The sequence below is a fragment of the Brucella pseudintermedia genome (genome assembly GCF_008932435.1).
Classification (GTDB): Bacteria; Pseudomonadota; Alphaproteobacteria; order Rhizobiales; family Rhizobiaceae; genus Brucella; species Brucella pseudintermedia.
The window spans coordinates 298,340-317,860 of record NZ_WBWE01000001.1 but is presented as its reverse complement, the minus strand read 5'-3'; the positions used below and the strand labels follow the sequence as shown (position 1 = coordinate 317,860).

Genomic DNA, 19,521 nt, shown 5'->3' with positions numbered 1-19,521 from the left:
ACAGCCGGGAGGAAACGAAAATGAATCAGTCCGTAGCCAAGCCGCAAACAAAGTCCATCTCTGCCCGCAAGGGCATGCCGATTGCAGGCACCAAATATTCGCCATTCCCAGCTCCCCGGCTCGATGATCGCACCTGGCCGTCCAAGCGCATTGAAAAGGCACCGATCTGGTGCTCGGTCGACCTGCGCGACGGCAATCAGGCCCTGATCGACCCGATGGGCCATGACCGCAAGGAGCGCATGTTCCGCCTGCTGGTCGATATGGGCTTTCCGGAAATCGAAATCGGCTTTCCCTCCGCTTCGCAGACGGATTTCGACTTCTGCCGCTGGGCCATCGAGCATGGCGATGTGCCGGACGAAGTGGACTTGCAGGTGCTGGTCCAGTGCCGTCCCGAACTGATCACGCGGACTTTCGAGGCGCTGGAAGGCGCGAAGTCGCCGATCATCCATTTCTACAATTCCACCAGTGAATTGCAGCGCCGCGTGGTCTTCGCCAAGGATGTGGGCGGTATCAAGCAGATCGCGACCGATGCAGCAAAGATGATCATGGATATGGCCGCCAAGGCAGCCAATTCTACAGGGGGCGGCTATCGTTTCCAGTATTCGCCGGAAAGCTTCACCGGCACTGAACTGGAAGTGGCATTGGAAATCTGCAATGCCGTCATCGATATTGTGAAGCCAACGGCGGACAACAAGCTGATCGTCAATCTGCCTTCGACGGTGGAAATGAACACGCCAAACGTCTATGCGGATCAGATCGAATGGATGTGCCGCAATCTCGATAATCGCGAAAACCTGATCATCTCGCTGCATCCGCATAATGATCGCGGCACGGGCATCGCCGCTACCGAGCTGGGCCTGATGGCGGGCGCCGACCGTGTTGAAGGCACGCTGTTCGGCAATGGCGAGCGCACCGGCAATGTCGATATCGTAACGCTGGCGCTCAACATGTATACGCAGGGCGTGGACCCCGAACTGGACTGCACCGACATCAACCGGATGAAGGAAGTCTATGAATATTCGAACCAGTTGAAGATTGCCGAGCGTCACCCTTACGTCGGTGAACTGGTCTATACGGCTTTCTCCGGATCGCATCAGGATGCGATCAACAAGGGCATGAAGGCGCGCCGTTCGGCCAATTCGCCGGTCTGGGAAGTGCCTTATCTGCCGATCGACCCGCAGGATGTGGGCCGCTCCTATGAAGCGATCATCCGCATCAATTCGCAGTCGGGGAAGGGCGGCATCGCCTATATCCTGCAAGCCGATTACGGCCTCAACCTGCCGCGCAACCTGCAAGTCGAGTTCCGCGAGATCATCCAGAACATTACCGATGAAGAAGGCAAGGAACTGCCGTCGAAGCGCATTCACGACGAGTTTCAGAAGCTCTATGTCACCCAGCCCGGCGCACGCATCAAGTTCGTCGATCATCACACCATGCCCGATCCCGAGCAGAAGGGCCGCCGCATTCTCACCGCCGAAATCACCGATAACGGCGTGACAAAAAATATCGAGGGCAAGGGAACCGGCCCGATCGACGGTTTTGTCGATGCGCTGTCCAAATATCTCGGCGTAAAGATGTCGGTGGTCGATTATTCCGAACATTCGCTACAGCAGGGTTCGGACGCTTCGGCTATATCCTATGTCGAAATGGCTCATCCGGGCGGCAAGCTGTTCGGCGCGGGCATCAATGACAATATTGTCAGCGCTTCACTGGAAGCGATTGTCTCGGCTGCCAACCGCGTTATCGGGAAGTGAGCGAACATAAATGAAATGAAAACGGCGCTTCGGCGCCGTTTTTGTTGTGGAATCAATAAAGAACGCGCTCGTTGAGCTTCGTTATTTTCTCGCTGGCATCGGAAACGCCGTGTTCTTCCATGAGGCAGGACCAGCCGCCTTCCGACCGTTTGTCGATATTGAATATGTTATAACGGGCAGCGGGTTTGTGACCGCCAAAATTCTGGCTCGCAGATGGTACGCTGATGACTGGAACCTTGCCGTTCGGCCCGTCGATCTCGTAATGCGTGATAAGATGGGTATGGCCATGGAGAACGAGTTCCGCGCCATGTTTTCGTATGATCTTCTGGAAGCGGCGAATGCCATAAAGACGCTTATGCGCGGGCGTCGCGCCATGGATCGGCGGATGATGGATCATGACGATGCGAAAAAGCCCGCGGGCACCGGTTTCATCCAGCATGGCCGCCAGACGCTTGCCCTGCGCTGAACGGAAGTCGCCGCTGGCCATGAAAGGCGCTGTCGCGCGCGCTGAGGAAACACCGATTAGCGCAACGGGACCGCGCACGCGCATATAGGGGAATTGCGGGCGGTTGCCGTGGTTGTCGATGCCATCGCCGCGCATCCACGGTTCCCATTTCCGGCAGGATTTGTCGAGCGCGCCGGGCACATAGGCGTCATGATTGCCGGGAACGACCGAAACATCGTGCGAATTGCCTAATTTTGTGAGCCAGTCATGGGCGATGTCGATTTCCAGATTGAGCGCCAGATTGACGAGGTCGCCCGTGACCGCGATATGATCCGGCGACTGCGCTTGCATGTCGGAAATGAGACTGTCCAGAACGGTTCCGTGCATCGCATTTTTACGATTGCGCAGCCAGTTTATGTAACCGGTAATGCGCTTCGACGCCAATTCGCGGTATCGCACGCGCGGCAGCGGTGAAAGGTGAATATCGGATATGTGGGCGAGACGGAACATAAGGCTCAGGACCTGCTAATTTGATAGAAATGGTGTGAGGCCATCCGTTTGGATACGAGGAGAAGATGCGAAGGAAATGTGGTTCATTTTCGAGCCTCTTCGACGAAGTAGCCGGGCGGATGGACCACATCCTTCGGACACCGAAAGGACTGGCGATCTGCTGCGTCGAACCGCTTGACCGGGGAAACCACCCCGTTCTTCGCGTCTCTCCTAGCAGCTCTTGTCATTTCGGGTGCCATTTCCAGCAAATTAACAGGTCCTGAGCCTATGCCCCGTTTACTGGATAATGTTTAAAATCAAAACCTGTTTAGCGACTTTTTGTTGATGACATTGATGCATTAATACGAAGTAGATTGCTTCGCGGAGAGACGGAATGCGCTTTCGACATTTTATATTTCATACATATTTTTTATTACGACGCCCAATGACATTAGGAGTGCGGGCTATTGTGTTCGATGAGAAGGCCAATTCAGTTTTTCTGGTAAGGCATACCTATGTACCCGGATGGCAATTGCCGGGCGGCGGCGTCGAACGTGGCGAGACCTTTATGGAGACACTGGAAAAGGAACTGCGCGAGGAATGCAATATTGTGCTGAAAGGCTCCCCCCGGCTTTTCGCGCTTTACAAGAACGCCCATGCATCGCCGCGCGATCATGTGGCGCTCTATGTGTGCAGGCAATTCGAGCAGACAGAGCCGCGCTTGCCTGACCGCGAAATTGCCGAATGCGGTTTTTTTCCGCTCGACAATCTGCCGGAGGGAACCACGCCCTCGACCAAGCGGCGCCTTCAGGAAGCACTTCACGACCTGGAGCCGCTGCCGGTTTGGTGAAGGCGCATCCGCCGCGCCTTCACCGTGGCGTCTGAAGTTTAGAAGCGGTAGGTGATACCCGTGCCGATTAGCCACGGATTGAGCTTGGCCTTGCCGCTTACCTCGGTGCCGCCAACCAGCGTGGCGTCGAATTTCGGCTCCAGGAACAGCTTCTTGACGTCGAAGTTGACGCCCCAATGTTCGTTCAGCATGTAATCGAAGCCGATCTGCAGCGCGCCGCCGAATGCGTTCTTGACCTTCAGATATTCGACGCCGGTCGCATCCTGATTGTAGAACACCGTGTAGTTCACACCCGCGCCGACATAAGGTTTGAAGGCGCCGAAATTGGTGAAGTGATATTGCAGCGTCAGCGTGGGAGGCAGAATCCAGGCCTTGCCGATCTTGCCCAGGCCGTCGATTGAACCCGCACCGTTGATATTGGCATAGGTCGTGCCGAGGATGAGTTCGGCGGCGAAATTATCGGTGAAATAGTAGGTGATGTCGAGTTCAGGCGTGATCGACTTGGAGTAGTCGAGATCCGAACCGGAAACGCCATTCACATAGCCGGAATTCTGCGGAACGACGCCGAGTGCGCGCACACGGATCTGCCAGGGCGACAGGGCTTCCGGCACGGCCTGAATTTCGGACGCAGGCTGGGCTACGATGGCGTCCGCGGCAAAAGCCGCCGGTGCGGCCAAAGTGAGGGCGGTAGCGGCCAGCAATGCTGTCGTGAAGCGGTTCATCTCTCTCTCCTTAAGTCGTGGTCAGTCTTGAAGTCTTGGGGGAGTGGTAGTGATGCGCCAATCTGGACCGCGCAAGGAAACGCCCCATTGATCGAAATCAATGGGGCGCTAGAGATTTAAGAGAATGCTGATGTTGTTCCGGCACTGTTGCAGGAAAAGCGCAGTGGGTGGAAGCGGGATCAGAAATCAGTCCAGTGAACCGCGCAGGCGCTTCGCACTTCCGTTGGAAGTGCTATTGGAAGCGATCCCGGTCATGCGGGGCGGACAAGTCGATTTCCGGTCCAAGCGGCACGACGCCCGTCGGATTGATCGTCTTGTGGCTGCGATAATAATGACCCTTGATGTGTTCCATGTTCACGGTCGCGGCCACGCCCGGCACCTGATAAAGCTCGCGCGTGTAGTTCCAAAGGTTCGGATAATCGGCAAGGCGGCGCAGGTTGCACTTGAAATGGCCGACATAGACCGGATCGAAGCGCAACAGCGTCGTGAATAGTCGCCAGTCGGCTTCCGTCAGGCGTTTGCCGGTCAGATAGCGCTGGCGGGAAAGGCGATCCTCAAGCGCATCCAGTGCGGTGAAGAGTTGCCCGAATGCTTCTTCATAAGCCTCCTGCGTCGTGGCGAAACCGGCGCGGTAAACCCCGTTGTTGATGTTGGGATAGATGAAATCGTTGAGCGCATCGATTTCGCCGCGCAGCGCTTCCGGGTAGAAGTCGAGCGAGGCATCGCCGAACGCGTTGAAGGCGGTGTTGAGCATGCGAATAATTTCCGACGATTCGTTGGAGACGATCGTCTGGCGCTGCTTGTCCCACAGCACGGGCACGGTCACGCGGCCGGAATAATGCGGATCGGCGCGGGTATAAATCTCGTAGAGGCGCTTTGCGCCGTAGAGGCCGTCGCCGGTGCTGCCGGTGGTGCCGTGGAAGGTCCAGCCTTCCTCCGCCATCAGATAATCCACCACCGAGACCGAAATCACGTCTTCCAAGCCTTTCAGCGCGCGGAAGATCAGCGTGCGATGTGCCCATGGGCAGGCGTAGGAAACATAGAGGTGATAACGGCCCGGCTCGGCCTTGAAGCCGCCTTCGCCCGTCGGGCCGGGGCTGCCGTCAGCTGTTACCCAGTTGCGGAATTGCGATTTCGACCGTTCAAAGCGGCCTTTCGTGCTATCGGTGTCATACCAGACATCGTGCCATTTGCCATCGACCAGAAGTCCCATGCGATTTCTCCTTTTGGCAGGAAAATAGGGCGACAGCCGCCATTTTGCAGCATTCCAAGCCGTGAACAGTGCGTAACGGTGTCAAATAGAGCAGTTGAAACCGCCATTTTGAAAAAAATGGTTTTACCTCTGTCCATTTTGGTGTAATGCAACTTCCAAATTGCGGTCATTCCGATTGCTGGCCGCACAGGAGAACGATGTAATGGAAATGCTTTTCATCCGACGATGAAACTTGGACCGCGCCAAAGCGCGCGGAATGCATTCCATTGACCTGACGGTCCTCGACTTCTCCAATTGCGATCTAAGCCCATGCAGCAGCTTGAACTGACCTATGCGCAGGAATGCCCGGCGCACGACATCGAAATCGAAGCCATCAATGCCGAAGCATTCGGACCGGGGCGGTTTACACGCGCCGCACATTTCATCCGCGAGGGCGGTCCACACGCGCTCGATCTTTCCTTCGTGGCGCTGATGGGCGGCATCGTCGTCGGCTCGGTGCGGCAGACGCCGGTTGTCATCGGCAAGACGCCCGCGCTCCTGCTGGGGCCGCTTGCCGTCAGGCCGGAATGGAAGAAGCGGGGCATCGGCGGCAGGCTGATGCGCATGTCACTGGAAGCCGCCGAAAAGGCAGGTCACAAGCTCGTCATCCTCGTCGGAGACGAGCCTTACTACGGGCCGTTCGGCTTCAAGATGGTGGCGCCCGGCTGCATGGTCATGCCGGCACCGGTCGATCCTCGCCGGATGCTGGCCTGCGAACTTGCCCCGGGCGCGGTCAATGGCGTCGGCGGCATCGTGCGCCACGCGAACCGGGCCTGACTGTTTTGTCGGCGCTTTTCAGGCTTCCTGTTCAGGAGCCTGAAATACGGAATACGACAATTCCCGGCTTGTTCTTCACGTAATCCATAAAGGGACTGTCGACGACCTTCATGTTGGCGCGAAGCGATGATGCATTACGGAATGTTGGCACGCCATTGACCTTGGTATAAATCCCGACATGTGTGACGTCCATGCCGTAGTCAGGGCTATATATGCCAATATAGTCGCCGACATGCAGGTTATTGATGACGTCGTTGTCTATATACTGAGAAGGGATATATTTTATATCTCTCGTTACAATGGGAATCCCGGAAACATATCTTTCACTAGGCCCTTTTTCATTCAGTCTCTTGTTCACGGTTTGTGCGTTCGGACTGACTTGTGCGGCAACGTCGTTCACGAGAACTGGATTGCTGTAAGCCCAATCTGAGAAAAAGTGACGGCGTTTGATAATGCTGACGGTGTCATTCTTGTATCGGACATGCGCGACTTGCCGAATGAAATCCGATGCATCTTTTGCTCTCCTGAATGCTTCAACATACTCAATATAAGTAAGGCAATTCAGGCCATTCAGATCAATAAAAAGATAATCATGAGTATCGTGCCGCCCGATCCGGCGATGTGAACCATAAGGCGTTCCCAAGAATTGCTTTGATATGAAATCTATTAAATCACCATTTTTAAGGTCTTTATGTTTTCCGATCTCGGCAATTATTTTGTTCATCCGGTTAATCGAAGCCTGATCGATATCAGTATCGTATTTACCGGTGCTTACATTAACAATTAATTGCGAGGCAGGATTAGCAAATTCATGCATATGTGGTGGATGATGGTATATCATATCTATTATCCTTAAATTAATAAAAACATATATGATACTAAGTATAAGGTGAAGATGTGGAGAAGTCTACATATACTGGTGTTTGTATGCTTTATATTTATTACTTATATATAAGAGTACACCAAGGGTATGACCGCAAGGTTGAACTTGCAACAGTGTTTGCCAGAACGGTTCCTGTATTAACGGAATCGCTGGAAATGCTCTATCTGTTTGTTTTTGCCGCATTTCCGGACGCATAGAAGCGGGATTGGAAATCAGTCCGTTTGAACTGATTTCCTGAGGCACTATCGTCCTTCGCGATACCGCATGCTGCCGAAGACCAGAAGCAGGGCAGACAGCGCCGGAAAGCCGGAGAACAGCGGCAGACGATTGACGCTTTTCAGTTGTGTATCTGAAGTCCCACGCAAGCCGATCCAGTCATTGACCCGGGCGCGGTCAATGGCGTCGGCGGCATCGTGCGCCACGCGAACCGGGCCTGACTGTTTGTCGGCGCTTTCAGGCTTCCTGTTCAGGAGCCTGAGATACGGAATACGACAATTCCCGGCTTGTTCTTCACGTAATCCATAAAGGGACTGTCGACGACCTTCATGTTGGCGCGAAGCGACGATGCATTGCGGAATGTTGGCACGCCATTGACCTTGGTATAAATCCCGACATGTGTGACGTCCATGCCGTGGTCAGGGCTATATATGCCAATATAGTCACCGACATGCAGATTCTTGATGACGTTGTTGTCTATATATTGAGAAGGGATATATTTTATATCTCTCGTTACAATGGGAATCCCCGGAAGGTATTTTTCACCAGGCGCTTTTTCATTCAGTCTCTTTCTCACGGTTTGTGTTTTCGGACTGATTTGTGCGGCGACGTCTTTCACGAGAACTGGATTGCTGTAAGCCCAATCTGAGAAAAAGTGACGACGTTTGAAAAAGCTGACGGTGTCATTTTTGTATCGGACATGCGCGACTTGCCGAATGAAATCCGATGCATTTTTTGCTCTCCTGAATGCTTCAACATAATCAATATAAGTAAAACAATCCAGGGCATTCAAATCAATAACAAGATGCTCAGGAGTGGTTTGCGACCCGATGAGGCGATTTGCAACATAGGGCGTTCCCAGAAACTGTTTTGATATGAAATCTATTAAATTACCGTTTTTCAGGTCTTTATGTTTTCCGATCTCGGCAATTATTTTGTTCATCCGGTTAATCGAAGCCTGATCGATATCAGTATCGTATTTGCCAGTGCTTACATTAACAATTAATTGCGAGGCGGGATTAGCAAATTCATGCGTATTTGAGGGAGGATGGTATATCATATCTATTATCCTTAAAGTAATGCAAATATATATTATAGGAAATATAAGGCGAAAATGTGAAAAACTATAAATATACTGGTATTTGTCTGCTTTATATTTATTTATTACTTATATATAAAAAGTATACCAAGGGTGAGGCGGCAAGATTGAACTTGCAACAGTGTTTGCCAGAACGGTTCCTGTATTAACGGAATCGCTGGAACTGCTCTATCTGTTTGTTTTTGCCGCATTTCCGGACGCAGAGAAGCGGGATTGGAAATCCGTCCGTTTGAACTGATTTCCTGGGAACACTATCGTCCTTCGCGATACCACATGCTGCCGAAGACCAGAAGCAGGGCAGACAGCGCCAGAAAGCCGGAGAACAGCGGCAGGCGGTTGACGCTTTTCAGTTGCGTATCCGAAGTCTCACGCAAGCCGATCCAATCATTGCCGCCAGCGGCGCGGTTGCCGCTGATGGCGGTGATTGCGGGTACACGGACTGCGCTGTTCCCGCTTGCATGGACACGATGGACCGAGCCGCCCGTCGCCTCGGCAAGTGGTTTCAGGCGATCCACCGTCGAAATGCTGTCGGCAAATTCCGGCGCATCGATGGGCCCTACATGGGCCAGCGCTTCCAGATCGCCATTCTTCACCCGGAAAATGCCGATCTCGTCCGTCTGCAACGCGCCTTCGAATAGGCCCGGCTTGCTTTGCGCCAGATTGACCTGCAATTCCTTGCCGGAAGGGGTGGTAACGCTCGCCGCACCCGGATTGTCGCCCATGGTCTGGCGGTGGATGGAAAGGGTGCGGCCATTGCCGGAAGCGGTCAGCGCTTCTTCCTCCAGCTCCGGCTCCTGCATCAGCCAGTGGGCAATGCGCCGGTAGAGCGAGGCGTAGGGACCGCCGCCCTCAAAACCGCGCGCCCACAGCCAGCCCTGATCGGAGAGGAACATGCCGACGCGGCCTTTTCCAACGCGGCTCAACACCAGCAGCGGCTTGTTGTCCGCGCCGCTCATCACCGTTTCGCCCTGCGGCGCGGTGATGTCGATTGTGCGGAACCAGCGGCTCCAGTGCGGCGGCTCCTGATCGCTGCCATCGAGGCCGCGCGTGACGGGGTGGCGCTTGCCGAGATCGGTCAAGCGCGGATAGAAGGCCTTTTCCGTCACTGTGCCGGTCGGCATAGCGGGCAGGGCGCTATAGAGCGGCGTGCGGGCAATCGACATTTCGCCCGCATATTCCGGCCCGGCTGCGACCAGCAGCGCACCGCCATTTTCCACATATTGCGCAATGTAATCGTAATAGAGGAGCGGCAGCACATCGCGGTGCTGGTAGCGGTCGAGAATGATGAGGTCGAATTCGTTGACCTTGTCCACGAAGAGTTCACGCGTCGGGAAAACGATCAGCGACAATTCGTTGATCGGGGTGCCGTCCTGCTTTTCCGGCGGGCGCAGAATGGTGAAGTGGACGAGATCGACGGCGGCGTCGGATTTCAGCAGGTTGCGCCATGTGCGCTCGCCATTGTGCGGTTCGCCGGAGACGAGCAGCACGCGCAGGTTTTCGCGAACGCCGTCCACGGTCGCGACAGCGCGATTGTTGGCGTCGGTCACTTCACCGGGAAGCGCAGGCGTGGTGATTTCGACGATGTTCACACCGGCGCGCGGCAAGGTGATAGTGACAGGCGTTTCCTGCCCGATCCGCGCTTCTTCCTCGCTGACGGTCTCGCCATTGACGCGGACCTGAACCGGCGCAGAGCTGCCGAGGCTCTTGCCTTCATCGATCACCGTGAACGACATTTCCAGCGGCTTGCCGCTGATGCCGTAGCGCGGCGCCTTGTTGAAGCGGATGCGGCGGTCGAATTCGTCCGGCTTGCCGGTCACAAGCCCATGCAGCGGCGCATCGAAGCCAAGCGCATTCTTGTTGGCCGGAATATCGTGCACCTGACCGTCGGTGATCAGGATCGCGCCCGCGACCCGGGAAGGCGGCACGTCGAGAAGCGAACGCGCCAGTGGGCCGAAAAGACGGGTTGCATAACCGTCCTCGTTCTCGCCGGGCTTGCCCGCTTCCACCACGCGGGTCTCAAACTGCGGCATGGTTGGAAGCTGGTCCTGCACCGCTTTCAGGGCAGCATCCGTGTCAGCGCGGCGGCTGCCCAGTTCCTGGCTCTGGCTGCGATCCACGACTATCGAGACCACGCTTTTCAGCGGCTCGCGTTCCTCATTGATGACGACCGGATTGAAAAGAGCCAGCGCAAGCGCGGCAGCGGCCAGCAGGCGGATCAGCCCGCCGCGCATCCGCAGGAAAATGGTGGCAAGCACCAACAGCGCCAGCGGCACGAGTACCGCAATCAGCCATGGCGTGGAGAGGAAGGGTTCGAATTCGATATTCATTCTCACCTCCTTCTCTTCTGTTTGAGCATGTTTTTACCGGAAGACCGGTTCCTACTTTTCCGAAACATGCTCTAATTCCCCAGCCGTTCAAGGAGGGCCGGAACATGCACCTGATCGGACTTGTAGTTGCCGGTCAGCATATACATGACGATATTCACGCCGCCGCGAAGGGCATAGATGCGCTGCATCGGATCGTTCGGCACGGTCGGCAGCAGCGGGTTCCCCTGCTCATCCACAGCCCACGCACCGGCCAGATCATTGGCCGTGATCATGATCGGCGTCACCCCGTCACCGGTGCGGACAGGGCGGTCCTGCGGCGAAGCGTTGGGCGTGGTGGCCTCGACCCAGAGCGGGCTTCCTTCATAGCGGCCCGGAAAATCCGGCATGATGAAGAAGGATTTGGTCAGCACATGATCGTCCGGCACGGGTTCCAGCGGCGGCACATTCATGCCGTCGAGGATGGCGCGCAGGCGCTGGTTGGCTGGTGAGGCGGACGGGTCGAGGCTGGCGCCTGCCTGCAACTGGTCGCGCGTGTCAAAAAGAACGGTGCCGCCCTGCTGCATATAGGCATCGACCTTGGCAATTGCTTCCGGGCTTGGCATCGGCGCGTTGGGGTCGATAGGCCAGTAGATCAGCGGATAAAAGGCCAGTTCATCCTTGGCGGGATCAACGCCGATCGGATCGCCCGGTTCAAGCGCGGTCTTGTCCATCAGCACGAAGCCTAAACCGCGCAGCCCGGCCTTGCTGATGTCGTCGGTCTCAGCGCTGCCGGTGATGACATAGGCAAGATGCGTCTTCGAGACGGAATTGACGATCGCTTCGTCGCCCGGCTTGCTGTCGTTGTGCACCTGCGGTTGCGGCTGGGTCTGGGCGCGTGCTTCGCCGGTTCCGGACGGACCAAGGTTGAAAGCAAGCGAACCTGCCAGCAGCACGGCGATGCCAGCCGCCTTGGCGCGCACTTTCATGCGGCGGCGGAAGGCACCGCGCAGCCACAGCATCAAAAGCGTGTCGAGCGCCAGCAGCATTGCGGCGGCAGCGAAGAACGGTCCCGCCAGTGAAATCGACTGGTCGGACGTGTAGGAAGCGGGCGTTATGCCGACGGAAAATGCAGGCTGGGCAATCGGTTGCAGCTTGATATTGGCACCTTCAAAAATGTTGAGCGCTTTCAGGCCATCCTCGTTGCCGTAGAAACCGGGCGGCGTGTTGATGCTGACGCTCGCCTGCCTGTTCTTTTCGACGATCAGCGGCTTGGCCTCCGAAGTCGGCGGGGTCAGCGCGCCGGAAGCCGAAAGCAGCTGGTAGGGGGGCAGCGAGACCGAAGCCTGATTGTCCTGCGCGCCGGTTCTCTGTGAAAGCGACACGATGCGGCGCAGCATTTCCACGAACGAACCCGAAATCGGCAGGCTCGACCAGCTTGCATCAGGCGAAATGTGGAACAGGACGATATTGCCGCGGCCGCGCTGTTCGCCGGTCACGAGCGGCGTTCCGTCCTGAAGAACGGCATAAGCCTTGTCGTTGAGATCGAATGAAGGTTCGGCAAGAACCTGCCGCGTGACCGTCACATCATCGGGGACGGCAAGGCTGGCGAATGGCCCCTTGTCCGGGAAAGCGCGCAATTTCTGCGGCTCCGACCAGGACAATGTTCCGCCGAGCGCGCGTTCACCCTTGCGCAGTTTCACCGGCAAAAGCGGATCATTGTCGCTTGCGCCGGCAAGGCGGGGTCCTGCGAAGCGCACCAGCGTGCCGCCATCCTCGATCCACTTGGAAAGCTGTTCGGTGACAGGCTGCGGCAGCGTGCCGATATCGGCCATGATGAGGATCGACGGTTTTGCATCCAGCACTTCCGGCACGGATTGCGTGAGATCGGCGGAGCGCGGTTCGATCAGATTGACATAGGGCGAGAGCGCCCGGGAAATATAGTGCAGCGGCGAGAGCAGGGGCTGCGCCAGATCGCCGTCACCGCTGGCGATAAGGCCGACCGTGCGCCGTTCCGATCCCGCATCGATCAGCCTTGTCGCGCCCGCCTGTTCGATGCCGTCGACACGGATCAGTCGGAAATCGTTGCGAAGCTCCACCGGCAGGCTGAACCGCGCCGTGCCTTCCGCGCTGCCAAGCGGGAAGGAAAGCGGCGCTTCGGCGATGCGGCGTCCCTTGTCGTCATAGGCGGCTGCGGTGAGCGTGCGCGGCGCCGATACGCCCTCCGGGCGGATGGCGACGGCTTCCAGACTGTCGGCCTTGTTATCGATGCCGGTCAGCGCGAAGATGCGGCTGAGGCTCGCGCCATACCAGAGAACCGAGGCGAGATGGCCTGATTTGTCCAGTTCGGCGAAGGTTTGCGCATCGTTTATCGCAGCCAGCCCGTCGCTCATGAAGGCGAGGCGAACCTTGGCACCGGCTGGCAAGGCGGATGAGAGCCGCTCCATCGCCGCCTTGCGGTCGACGGGAATAGGGCGCGGCTCCATCGCCTGCAATCGCTCGGCGGCGCGCCTGCCGTCATAGGGGCCGATTTCGGCATTGGCCGGTTCCGCCGTGCCTGCGAGATAGATCGGCGCGCCGGTGCCTTCCGCATCGGCAATGAGCTTTTCGGCGGCATTGACCCGCTGCTGCCAATCCTCGGCGGAAGCCCAGCCATTATCGATGACGATGGCGAGCGGCTCGTTTCCGGCAAGCGCCACCGGGCGCGGATTCCAGACCGGCGAGGCGAGCGCCAGAATGACGAGCGCCGCGATGAGCAGCCGCAGCAGTGTCATCCACCATGGGCTTTTCGACGGCACTTCCTCGCGCTTGAAGACCTGCGCCAGAATGCGCAGCGGCGGAAAGGTTTCCTCCTGCGGGCGCGGCGGCGTCATGCGCAAAAGCCACCAGATGACCGGCAAGGCGATCAGCCCGGCGAGGATCAGCGGCGAACCGAAGGCGAGCGGCAGAAAGTTCATGCGCCTAGTCCCCCGCTCGCGCTCAGCGCATCATGCAGGCGCGCCAGCGCTTCCGCCGTCGGCCTGTCGGTGCGGTGGACCGTATAGCTCCAGCCAAGCCGCTTGCAGAAATCGATGAGGGTCTCGCGCCGCGCGATGTAGAGGCGGCGATAGTCGTCCGCATAGGTTTCAGCCCGACCGGCGACGAGCGTTGCGCCGGTTTCGGGATCACGGAACTCGGTGCGGCCGGAATAGGGGAATGTTTCTTCCGCCGGATCGGCAACTTCCACCAGATGCGCGCGAACGCCGCGCTTTGCCAGACGGTCGAGAAGATCGGTCAGTTGATCGAACGGATGCAGAAAGTCGGAGACCAGCACAACTTCCGAAAAGCGGCGGATCTGGCCGATATCCGGCAAGGCGGCGGCAGGCGCTTCGTGCATCAATGCGCCTGCCAGACGTTCGGCTCCGTTGCGGGCCGAAAAGGGCTGGATCAGCGACGGAAAGGCGATGCGTTCGCCCGAACGCGACAGAAGTTCGGCAAGAGCAAGCGTCAGCACCAGCGAACGCGCTTCCTTGGACACCGGCGCCAACTGCGAACGATAGAGCATGGAAGGCGAAAAATCGCACCACAGCCAGACCGTATGGGCGGATTCCCATTCGCGGTCGCGAACATAGGTGTGGTCGTCGCGGGCGGAGCGCCGCCAGTCGATGCGGGCGAGCGATTCGCCCTCGACATAGGGACGGAACTGCCAGAAATTTTCACCGGGGCCGCGTTTGCGGCGTCCGTGCCAGCCGTTCATGATGGTGTTGACCACGCGCTGCGCTTCCACCAGCAGATCGGGGATGGCGGCTGCCCGCGCACGGGCGCGGGCAAGCGTATCCTTGCGATCTGCGGAGGAAACTTCTGCGCCGATGACCATCAGACAGCAGCCTTTACCAGATTGGCGATGACGTCACGAATATGCATGCCATCGGCGCGCGCGGCGAAGTTGAGCGCCATGCGGTGCTGCAGGACAGGCTCGGCCAGCGCCTTCACGTCATCCACCGAAGGCGCGAGACGGCCTTCATAAAGCGCGCGCGCCCTTGCACAGAGCATCAGCGCCTGGCTGGCGCGCGGGCCGGGACCCCAGGCGATATGTTTCTTCGCGTGCTCATTATCGGCATCCGGTCTGGCGGAACGGACCAGTTTCAGGATTGCTTCCACGACGCTTTCCGACACCGGCATCCGGCGCACCAGTGTCTGCATTTCGATCAGCCGCTCGGCGTTGATGATTTCATAGGCCTTTGCCTCGGAAACGCCGGTCGTTTCCAGAAGAATGCGGCGTTCCGCATCCAGTTCTGGGTAAAGAATGTCGATCTGCATCAGAAAGCGGTCGAGCTGGGCTTCCGGCAGCGGATAGGTGCCTTCCTGCTCCAGCGGGTTCTGCGTTGCAAGGACATGGAACGGTGCGGGCAAGTCGTAACGCTGGCCTGCGACCGTCACATGATATTCCTGCATGGCCTGCAAAAGCGCGGACTGGGTGCGGGGGCTGGCGCGGTTGATCTCGTCGGCCATCAGGAGCTGCGCGAAGATCGGGCCTTTCAGATAGCGGAAGGAGCGGCGTCCGTCGGCATCCTGCTCCATGACTTCCGAGCCGATGATGTCGGAGGGCATCAGGTCGGGGGTGAATTGGATGCGCTGGCCAGAAAGGCCAAGCACGGTTCCAAGCGTTTCGACCAGCTTGGTCTTGGCAAGGCCCGGCACGCCGACGAGGAGCGCGTGGCCACCGGCAAGCACGGCGACCAGCGTGCGCTCGATTACGTTTTCCTGACCGAAGATCACAGTGCCGACGCTTGCCTTGATGCGGGCAATATCTGCGAGCGCCCGCTCGGCCTCCGCGATTATCTGTTCGGGATTGGCGGTTTCAGGCGTAACGGCAACGCTCATATGGACCTCGCAATATGTGACCGCTCTGGCGGAAGTGCCTTATAAATCGCATATAGTGCTGACAAGCCGCGAAACGGTGACTATTTCATGACTTCCAGCATATTAAACACATTCGAGCAGGAATAACCGAGTCGGATGATAAAAAGCACCCCTGAAGGCAAGGACACGCCGCAAGATTCGATACGGAACGCTGGGACGACCGGCGGGCTGGAAGCCCTGATCGCGCGCGCCCATGCCGATGCGCAAAGCGGACCGGCGACGAAAGAGCGGGGGATTCCGCCCGTCGAGCGGTGGAACCCGGAGTTTTGCGGCGATCTCGACATGGAAATCAAGGCGGATGGCACATGGTTCTACATGGGCACGCCGATTGGCCGCAAACAGCTTGTGCGGCTGTTCTCGACCGTGCTGCGCAAGGATGAGGACGGCAAGACCTATCTGGTCACGCCGGTGGAAAAAGTCGGCATCCGCGTGGAAGACGCCCATTTCATTGCCGTCGAGATGGATGTTTCCGGCGAAGGCGAGACGCAGGCGCTGACCTTCCGCACCAATGTGGGTGACGTGGTGACCGCCGATGCAGAGCATCCGCTCCGCTTCGTGGTCGAGCGGGAAAGCGGTGGCCTCAAGCCTTATGTGCTGGTGCGCGGACGGCTGGAGGCGCTGATTGCCCGTTCGGTCATGTATGATCTGGTGGCGCTGGGCGAGGAAATCGAAATCGACGGCGTGCCGACATTTGCCGTCCGCTCCGGCGGCGTGGTGTTTCCGATCATGGCGTCCGATGCGCTGGAGGCGGCGCTGCAATGAATGCATTCCCTGACTTTTCAGCCGGTGACTTTGCCGAGCGGGTCCGGCACTGGCGTCCCGATCATGATGCGGTAACCGGCGACCATTCGCTCAATCCGGATTTCACGCAGGCCATGGTGACCGCGAAGATGCGCGATGCCGCCGTGCTGGTGCCGGTGGTGGATCGGGGGTCGGAAGCCACGCTGCTTCTGACGCAGCGCACCGACACATTGCGCAAGCATTCCGGCCAGATCGCCTTTCCGGGCGGTGCAATCGACCCGGAGGACGGCACGGCGGAACGGGCGGCACTGCGCGAGGCCAATGAGGAAATCGGGCTTGCGGCGGATCGCGCCGAGATCATCGGCAATCTGCCGCGCTATCTCACCGGCAGCGGCTTTTCGATCACGCCCATTCTGGCGGTGGTGAAGACGCCGTTCGACCTGCATCCCAACCCCGACGAAGTGGCCGATATTTTCGAGGTGCCGCTTTCCTTCCTGATGAACCCGCAGAACCATCGCCGCGAAAGCAGGATGTTCAACGGCAAGGAACGCTTCTATTACGCCATGCCCTATCACGAGCGATTCATCTGGGGGGCAACCGCCGGTATCATTCGCGGACTTTATGAAAGGCTCTACGTTTGAGCGAGACCATCAATATTTCCGGCAAGGCGGACTGGCTGAAGGCAAAGCCCTTGCAGGCCCTGTTCAAGGCGCTGAACCGCGATGGCGGCGAGGCACGCGTGGTCGGCGGCGCAGTGCGCAACACGCTGCTTGGCAGCAAGGTGAGCGATGTCGATCTGGCGACGACGCATCTGCCGCAAGAGACGGTGAGGCTTGCGAAGGAGGCCGGTTTCAAGCCGGTGCCGACTGGCATCGAGCATGGCACGATCACGGTCGTCGTGCAGGGGCATCCGTTCGAGGTAACGACGCTGCGGCAGGATGTGGAGACGGATGGCCGTCATGCGAAAGTGGCTTTCGGGACCGACTGGAAGGCTGACGCGGAACGGCGCGATTTTACCATCAACGCGCTTTACATGACGGCTGACGGCACGATTATCGACGACGTTGGCGGTCTTGCCGATATTGAAAGCCGGACTTTGCGCTTCATCGGCGATGCGGAACAGCGCATTCGCGAGGATTATCTGCGAATCTTGCGCTTTTTCCGCTTCTTCGCCTGGTATGGTTCGGGACGGCCTGAGGCTGACGGCTTGCGGGCCAGCGCGCGGCTGAAAGACGGCCTTGCGCAGCTTTCCGCCGAACGGGTCTGGGCGGAACTGAAGAAGTTGCTGTCCGCGCCCGATCCGTCGCGCGCGCTTTTGTGGATGCGGCAGGGCGGAGTGCTGAATCTGATCCTGCCGGAAAGCGAGAAATGGGGTATCGACGCCATTCATGGGCTGGTGCGCACCGAGGCCGACCTTGGCTGGCAGGCTGATCCGCTTTTGCGGCTCGCAAGCATTGTTCCGCCCGATAGCGTGCGGATGGAAGAAATGGGCAAGCGGCTCAAAATGTCCAACGCGGAAAGGGCGCGCCTTGAAGCCTGGGCGCGCGCCGATGCGGTCAAGCCGGAGCTTTCCGAACAGGCATTGAAGAAGACCATCTATCGCGGCAGCAAGCAGGCCGTACTCGACCGCATTCGTCTCGCCTATGCCGCGGCGCGGGCCGATGCCGCAGGCAGCGACGATGCCATGATCCGCGCCGGTGGTTTCGCGCGTCTTCTGGACGCTGCCGAACGCTACGATGCGCCGGTCTTTCCCGTCACGGGCAGCGATCTTCTGGCGCTGGGCATCGAGAAGGGGCCGGGGCTCGGCGAGGTATTGCGGTCCCTTGAAACTTTCTGGATAGACTCCGGTTTCAGCCTTGACCGGGCCGCGCTTCTGGACAAACTTGACCGCGGTTAGGGCATTTGTGCCCTGACTATTTTCCTCCGGCATTTCCGAACACAAAACCGTGTCCCGCTTTTGTTGGAAATGCCGTGAAAATGAACAGCTGACCTCTTGTCGGCAAATTTTCGCTATAGTTTCATTCATTTATGGCTGGGAAGTTTCAGCGTCATTCTGAAAGAGCGTGAGATGTCCAATCCCGATACATCGATACAAGACAAGGCAGCGACCGATCCGAAGCAGAAGTTTGGCACGGAAGGCATCGCCGCGATGGACCGGCCAAGCCGGATTACCCGTTTTTTCATGGGTATCGTATCCTGGGCCGAAGGTCTCAATTTGAAATATGCCAAGCTCGGCAATCCGCCCGTCTATGACAATGCAACCTTTCCATGGGCGGCGGAAATCGAGAAGGAATGGCCCGCCATCCGCAAGGAACTGGACACGATTCTCCTGCGCCAGAGCGAACTGCCTTCCTTTCAGGATATTTCGACCGATGTGAAGACGATCTCGACCGACAATCGCTGGAAGACGTTCTTCCTGCTCGGTTTCGGTGTGAAGTCGGAACAGAACATCAAGGCCTGCCCGGAAACCTGGCGGATCGTCAACAAGATCCCCGGCCTGACCACGGCGATGTTCTCAATCTTCGAGCCGGGCAAGCACCTGCCGCCGCATCGCGGTCCTTATAATGGCGTGCTGCGCCTGCATCTCGGTCTCATCGTGCCGGAGCCGAACGACAAGCTTGCCATCCGCGTGGACAAACAGGTCTGTCATTGGCAGGAAGGCAAGGTTCTGATCTTCGACGATGCCTATGAGCATGAGGCGTGGAACCACACCGACAAGACGCGGGTGGTCCTTTTCGTCGATTTCGTGAAGCCGCTGAAGTTCCCGGCCCGGTTCATCAATTGGTGCCTGATGAACCTCGCCATCTTCACGCCCTTCATCAAGGAAGGGCTGGACAACCACAATGAGTGGGAAAAGAAGTTCTACGCGGAAGCTGAAAAGCTGCGTAACCAGCCGAAATCCTGAACGGTTTGACACCGGGATTCCGTGCTTGTAAATGAGCAGGAGGGTTATAGCCCTCCTGTTTTTGACCTCTGGAAGAGGAATTGTTGATGCTGGAGATTGTAGGAAGCCTTTGAGCGTTCCGGACGAAACTGCGAATGACGGGTGCTGAGCGCGCCTGACAGGCAGGTCCAGGGACGGAAACGG

Annotated in this window: 17 protein-coding genes; 7 read left to right on the top strand and 10 right to left on the bottom strand. The window is 57.9% G+C overall.

What is annotated here, in order from left to right:
- The first annotated feature begins 20 nt into the window (after window positions 1-20).
- Entirely contained in the window at window positions 21-1,754 is a 1,734-nt protein-coding gene (leuA, locus tag F9K78_RS01500) for a 2-isopropylmalate synthase (protein WP_121985955.1), read from the top strand.
- Window positions 1,755-1,806: 52 nt separating this feature from the next.
- On the opposite strand, the gene F9K78_RS01495 is transcribed toward leuA, so the two are convergent.
- Entirely contained in the window at window positions 1,807-2,709 is a 903-nt protein-coding gene (locus F9K78_RS01495) for a metallophosphoesterase family protein (protein WP_121982430.1), read from the bottom strand.
- 373 nt (window positions 2,710-3,082) lie between these two features.
- On the opposite strand from F9K78_RS01495, the gene F9K78_RS01490 reads away from it, so the two are divergent.
- Complete coding sequence (locus F9K78_RS01490; protein WP_121985956.1) at window positions 3,083-3,538, top strand: NUDIX domain-containing protein; 456 nt, start codon at window positions 3,083-3,085, stop codon at window positions 3,536-3,538.
- A 38-nt stretch (window positions 3,539-3,576) separates the two neighbouring features.
- Here F9K78_RS01490 and F9K78_RS01485 read toward each other — a convergent pair whose 3' ends face one another.
- Both F9K78_RS01485 and F9K78_RS01480 read right to left on the bottom strand, forming a co-directional pair.
- On the bottom strand, window positions 3,577-4,260 hold the full coding sequence (locus F9K78_RS01485) for an OmpW/AlkL family protein (RefSeq protein ID WP_121982432.1): 684 nt from the start codon (window positions 4,258-4,260) through the stop codon (window positions 3,577-3,579).
- 232 nt (window positions 4,261-4,492) lie between these two features.
- Window positions 4,493-5,473, bottom strand: coding sequence for a glutathione S-transferase family protein (locus F9K78_RS01480; RefSeq protein ID WP_121985957.1), 981 nt, complete (start codon window positions 5,471-5,473; stop codon window positions 4,493-4,495).
- A 309-nt stretch (window positions 5,474-5,782) separates the two neighbouring features.
- On the opposite strand from F9K78_RS01480, the gene F9K78_RS01475 reads away from it, so the two are divergent.
- Window positions 5,783-6,289, top strand: coding sequence for a GNAT family N-acetyltransferase (locus F9K78_RS01475; RefSeq protein ID WP_121982434.1), 507 nt, complete (start codon window positions 5,783-5,785; stop codon window positions 6,287-6,289).
- A gap of 31 nt (window positions 6,290-6,320) precedes the next feature.
- Here F9K78_RS01475 and F9K78_RS01470 read toward each other — a convergent pair whose 3' ends face one another.
- The 7 genes from F9K78_RS01470 to F9K78_RS01435 form a co-directional block, all read right to left on the bottom strand.
- Complete coding sequence (locus tag F9K78_RS01470) at window positions 6,321-7,130, bottom strand: N-acetylmuramoyl-L-alanine amidase-like domain-containing protein (RefSeq protein WP_121985958.1); 810 nt, start codon at window positions 7,128-7,130, stop codon at window positions 6,321-6,323.
- Window positions 7,131-7,414: 284 nt separating this feature from the next.
- Window positions 7,415-7,594: a hypothetical protein gene (locus F9K78_RS01460; protein WP_121985959.1), complete on the bottom strand. Its 180-nt coding sequence runs from the start codon at window positions 7,592-7,594 to the stop codon at window positions 7,415-7,417.
- A 44-nt stretch (window positions 7,595-7,638) separates the two neighbouring features.
- The gene (locus F9K78_RS01455) at window positions 7,639-8,448 is read right to left on the bottom strand and encodes a DUF1460 domain-containing protein (protein ID WP_121985960.1); all 810 of its coding nucleotides are present in this window, start codon (window positions 8,446-8,448) and stop codon (window positions 7,639-7,641) included.
- A 290-nt stretch (window positions 8,449-8,738) separates the two neighbouring features.
- A complete protein-coding gene (locus F9K78_RS01450; RefSeq protein ID WP_121985961.1) occupies window positions 8,739-10,814 on the bottom strand; it encodes a hypothetical protein in 2,076 nt (691 codons plus the stop codon).
- A 71-nt stretch (window positions 10,815-10,885) separates the two neighbouring features.
- Window positions 10,886-13,747: a DUF4159 domain-containing protein gene (locus F9K78_RS01445; RefSeq protein WP_151682031.1), complete on the bottom strand. Its 2,862-nt coding sequence runs from the start codon at window positions 13,745-13,747 to the stop codon at window positions 10,886-10,888.
- Window positions 13,744-14,646: a DUF58 domain-containing protein gene (locus F9K78_RS01440; RefSeq protein WP_121985963.1), complete on the bottom strand. Its 903-nt coding sequence runs from the start codon at window positions 14,644-14,646 to the stop codon at window positions 13,744-13,746. The genes F9K78_RS01445 and F9K78_RS01440 overlap by 4 nt, the downstream gene beginning before the upstream one ends.
- Window positions 14,646-15,653 carry an AAA family ATPase gene (locus F9K78_RS01435; protein WP_121982480.1) on the bottom strand — a complete coding sequence of 336 codons (1,008 nt, stop codon included), beginning with the start codon at window positions 15,651-15,653 and terminating at the stop codon, window positions 14,646-14,648. Before F9K78_RS01435 ends, F9K78_RS01440 begins: the two co-directional genes overlap by 1 nt.
- Window positions 15,654-15,788: 135 nt before the next feature.
- Between F9K78_RS01435 and F9K78_RS01430 the strand changes: the two genes are divergently transcribed.
- The 4 genes from F9K78_RS01430 to olsC all read left to right on the top strand — a co-directional run bounded on the left by F9K78_RS01430 (window position 15,789) and on the right by olsC (window position 19,338).
- Window positions 15,789-16,454: a DUF1285 domain-containing protein gene (locus F9K78_RS01430; protein ID WP_121985964.1), complete on the top strand. Its 666-nt coding sequence runs from the start codon at window positions 15,789-15,791 to the stop codon at window positions 16,452-16,454.
- A complete protein-coding gene (locus F9K78_RS01425) occupies window positions 16,451-17,074 on the top strand; it encodes a CoA pyrophosphatase (protein ID WP_121985965.1) in 624 nt (207 codons plus the stop codon). Before F9K78_RS01430 ends, F9K78_RS01425 begins: the two co-directional genes overlap by 4 nt.
- Window positions 17,071-18,330: a CCA tRNA nucleotidyltransferase gene (locus tag F9K78_RS01420; RefSeq protein ID WP_121985966.1), complete on the top strand. Its 1,260-nt coding sequence runs from the start codon at window positions 17,071-17,073 to the stop codon at window positions 18,328-18,330. The genes F9K78_RS01425 and F9K78_RS01420 overlap by 4 nt, the downstream gene beginning before the upstream one ends.
- A gap of 171 nt (window positions 18,331-18,501) precedes the next feature.
- The gene (gene olsC, locus F9K78_RS01415; RefSeq protein ID WP_121982487.1) at window positions 18,502-19,338 is read left to right on the top strand and encodes an ornithine lipid ester-linked acyl 2-hydroxylase OlsC; all 837 of its coding nucleotides are present in this window, start codon (window positions 18,502-18,504) and stop codon (window positions 19,336-19,338) included.
- Window positions 19,339-19,521: the final 183 nt, after the last annotated feature.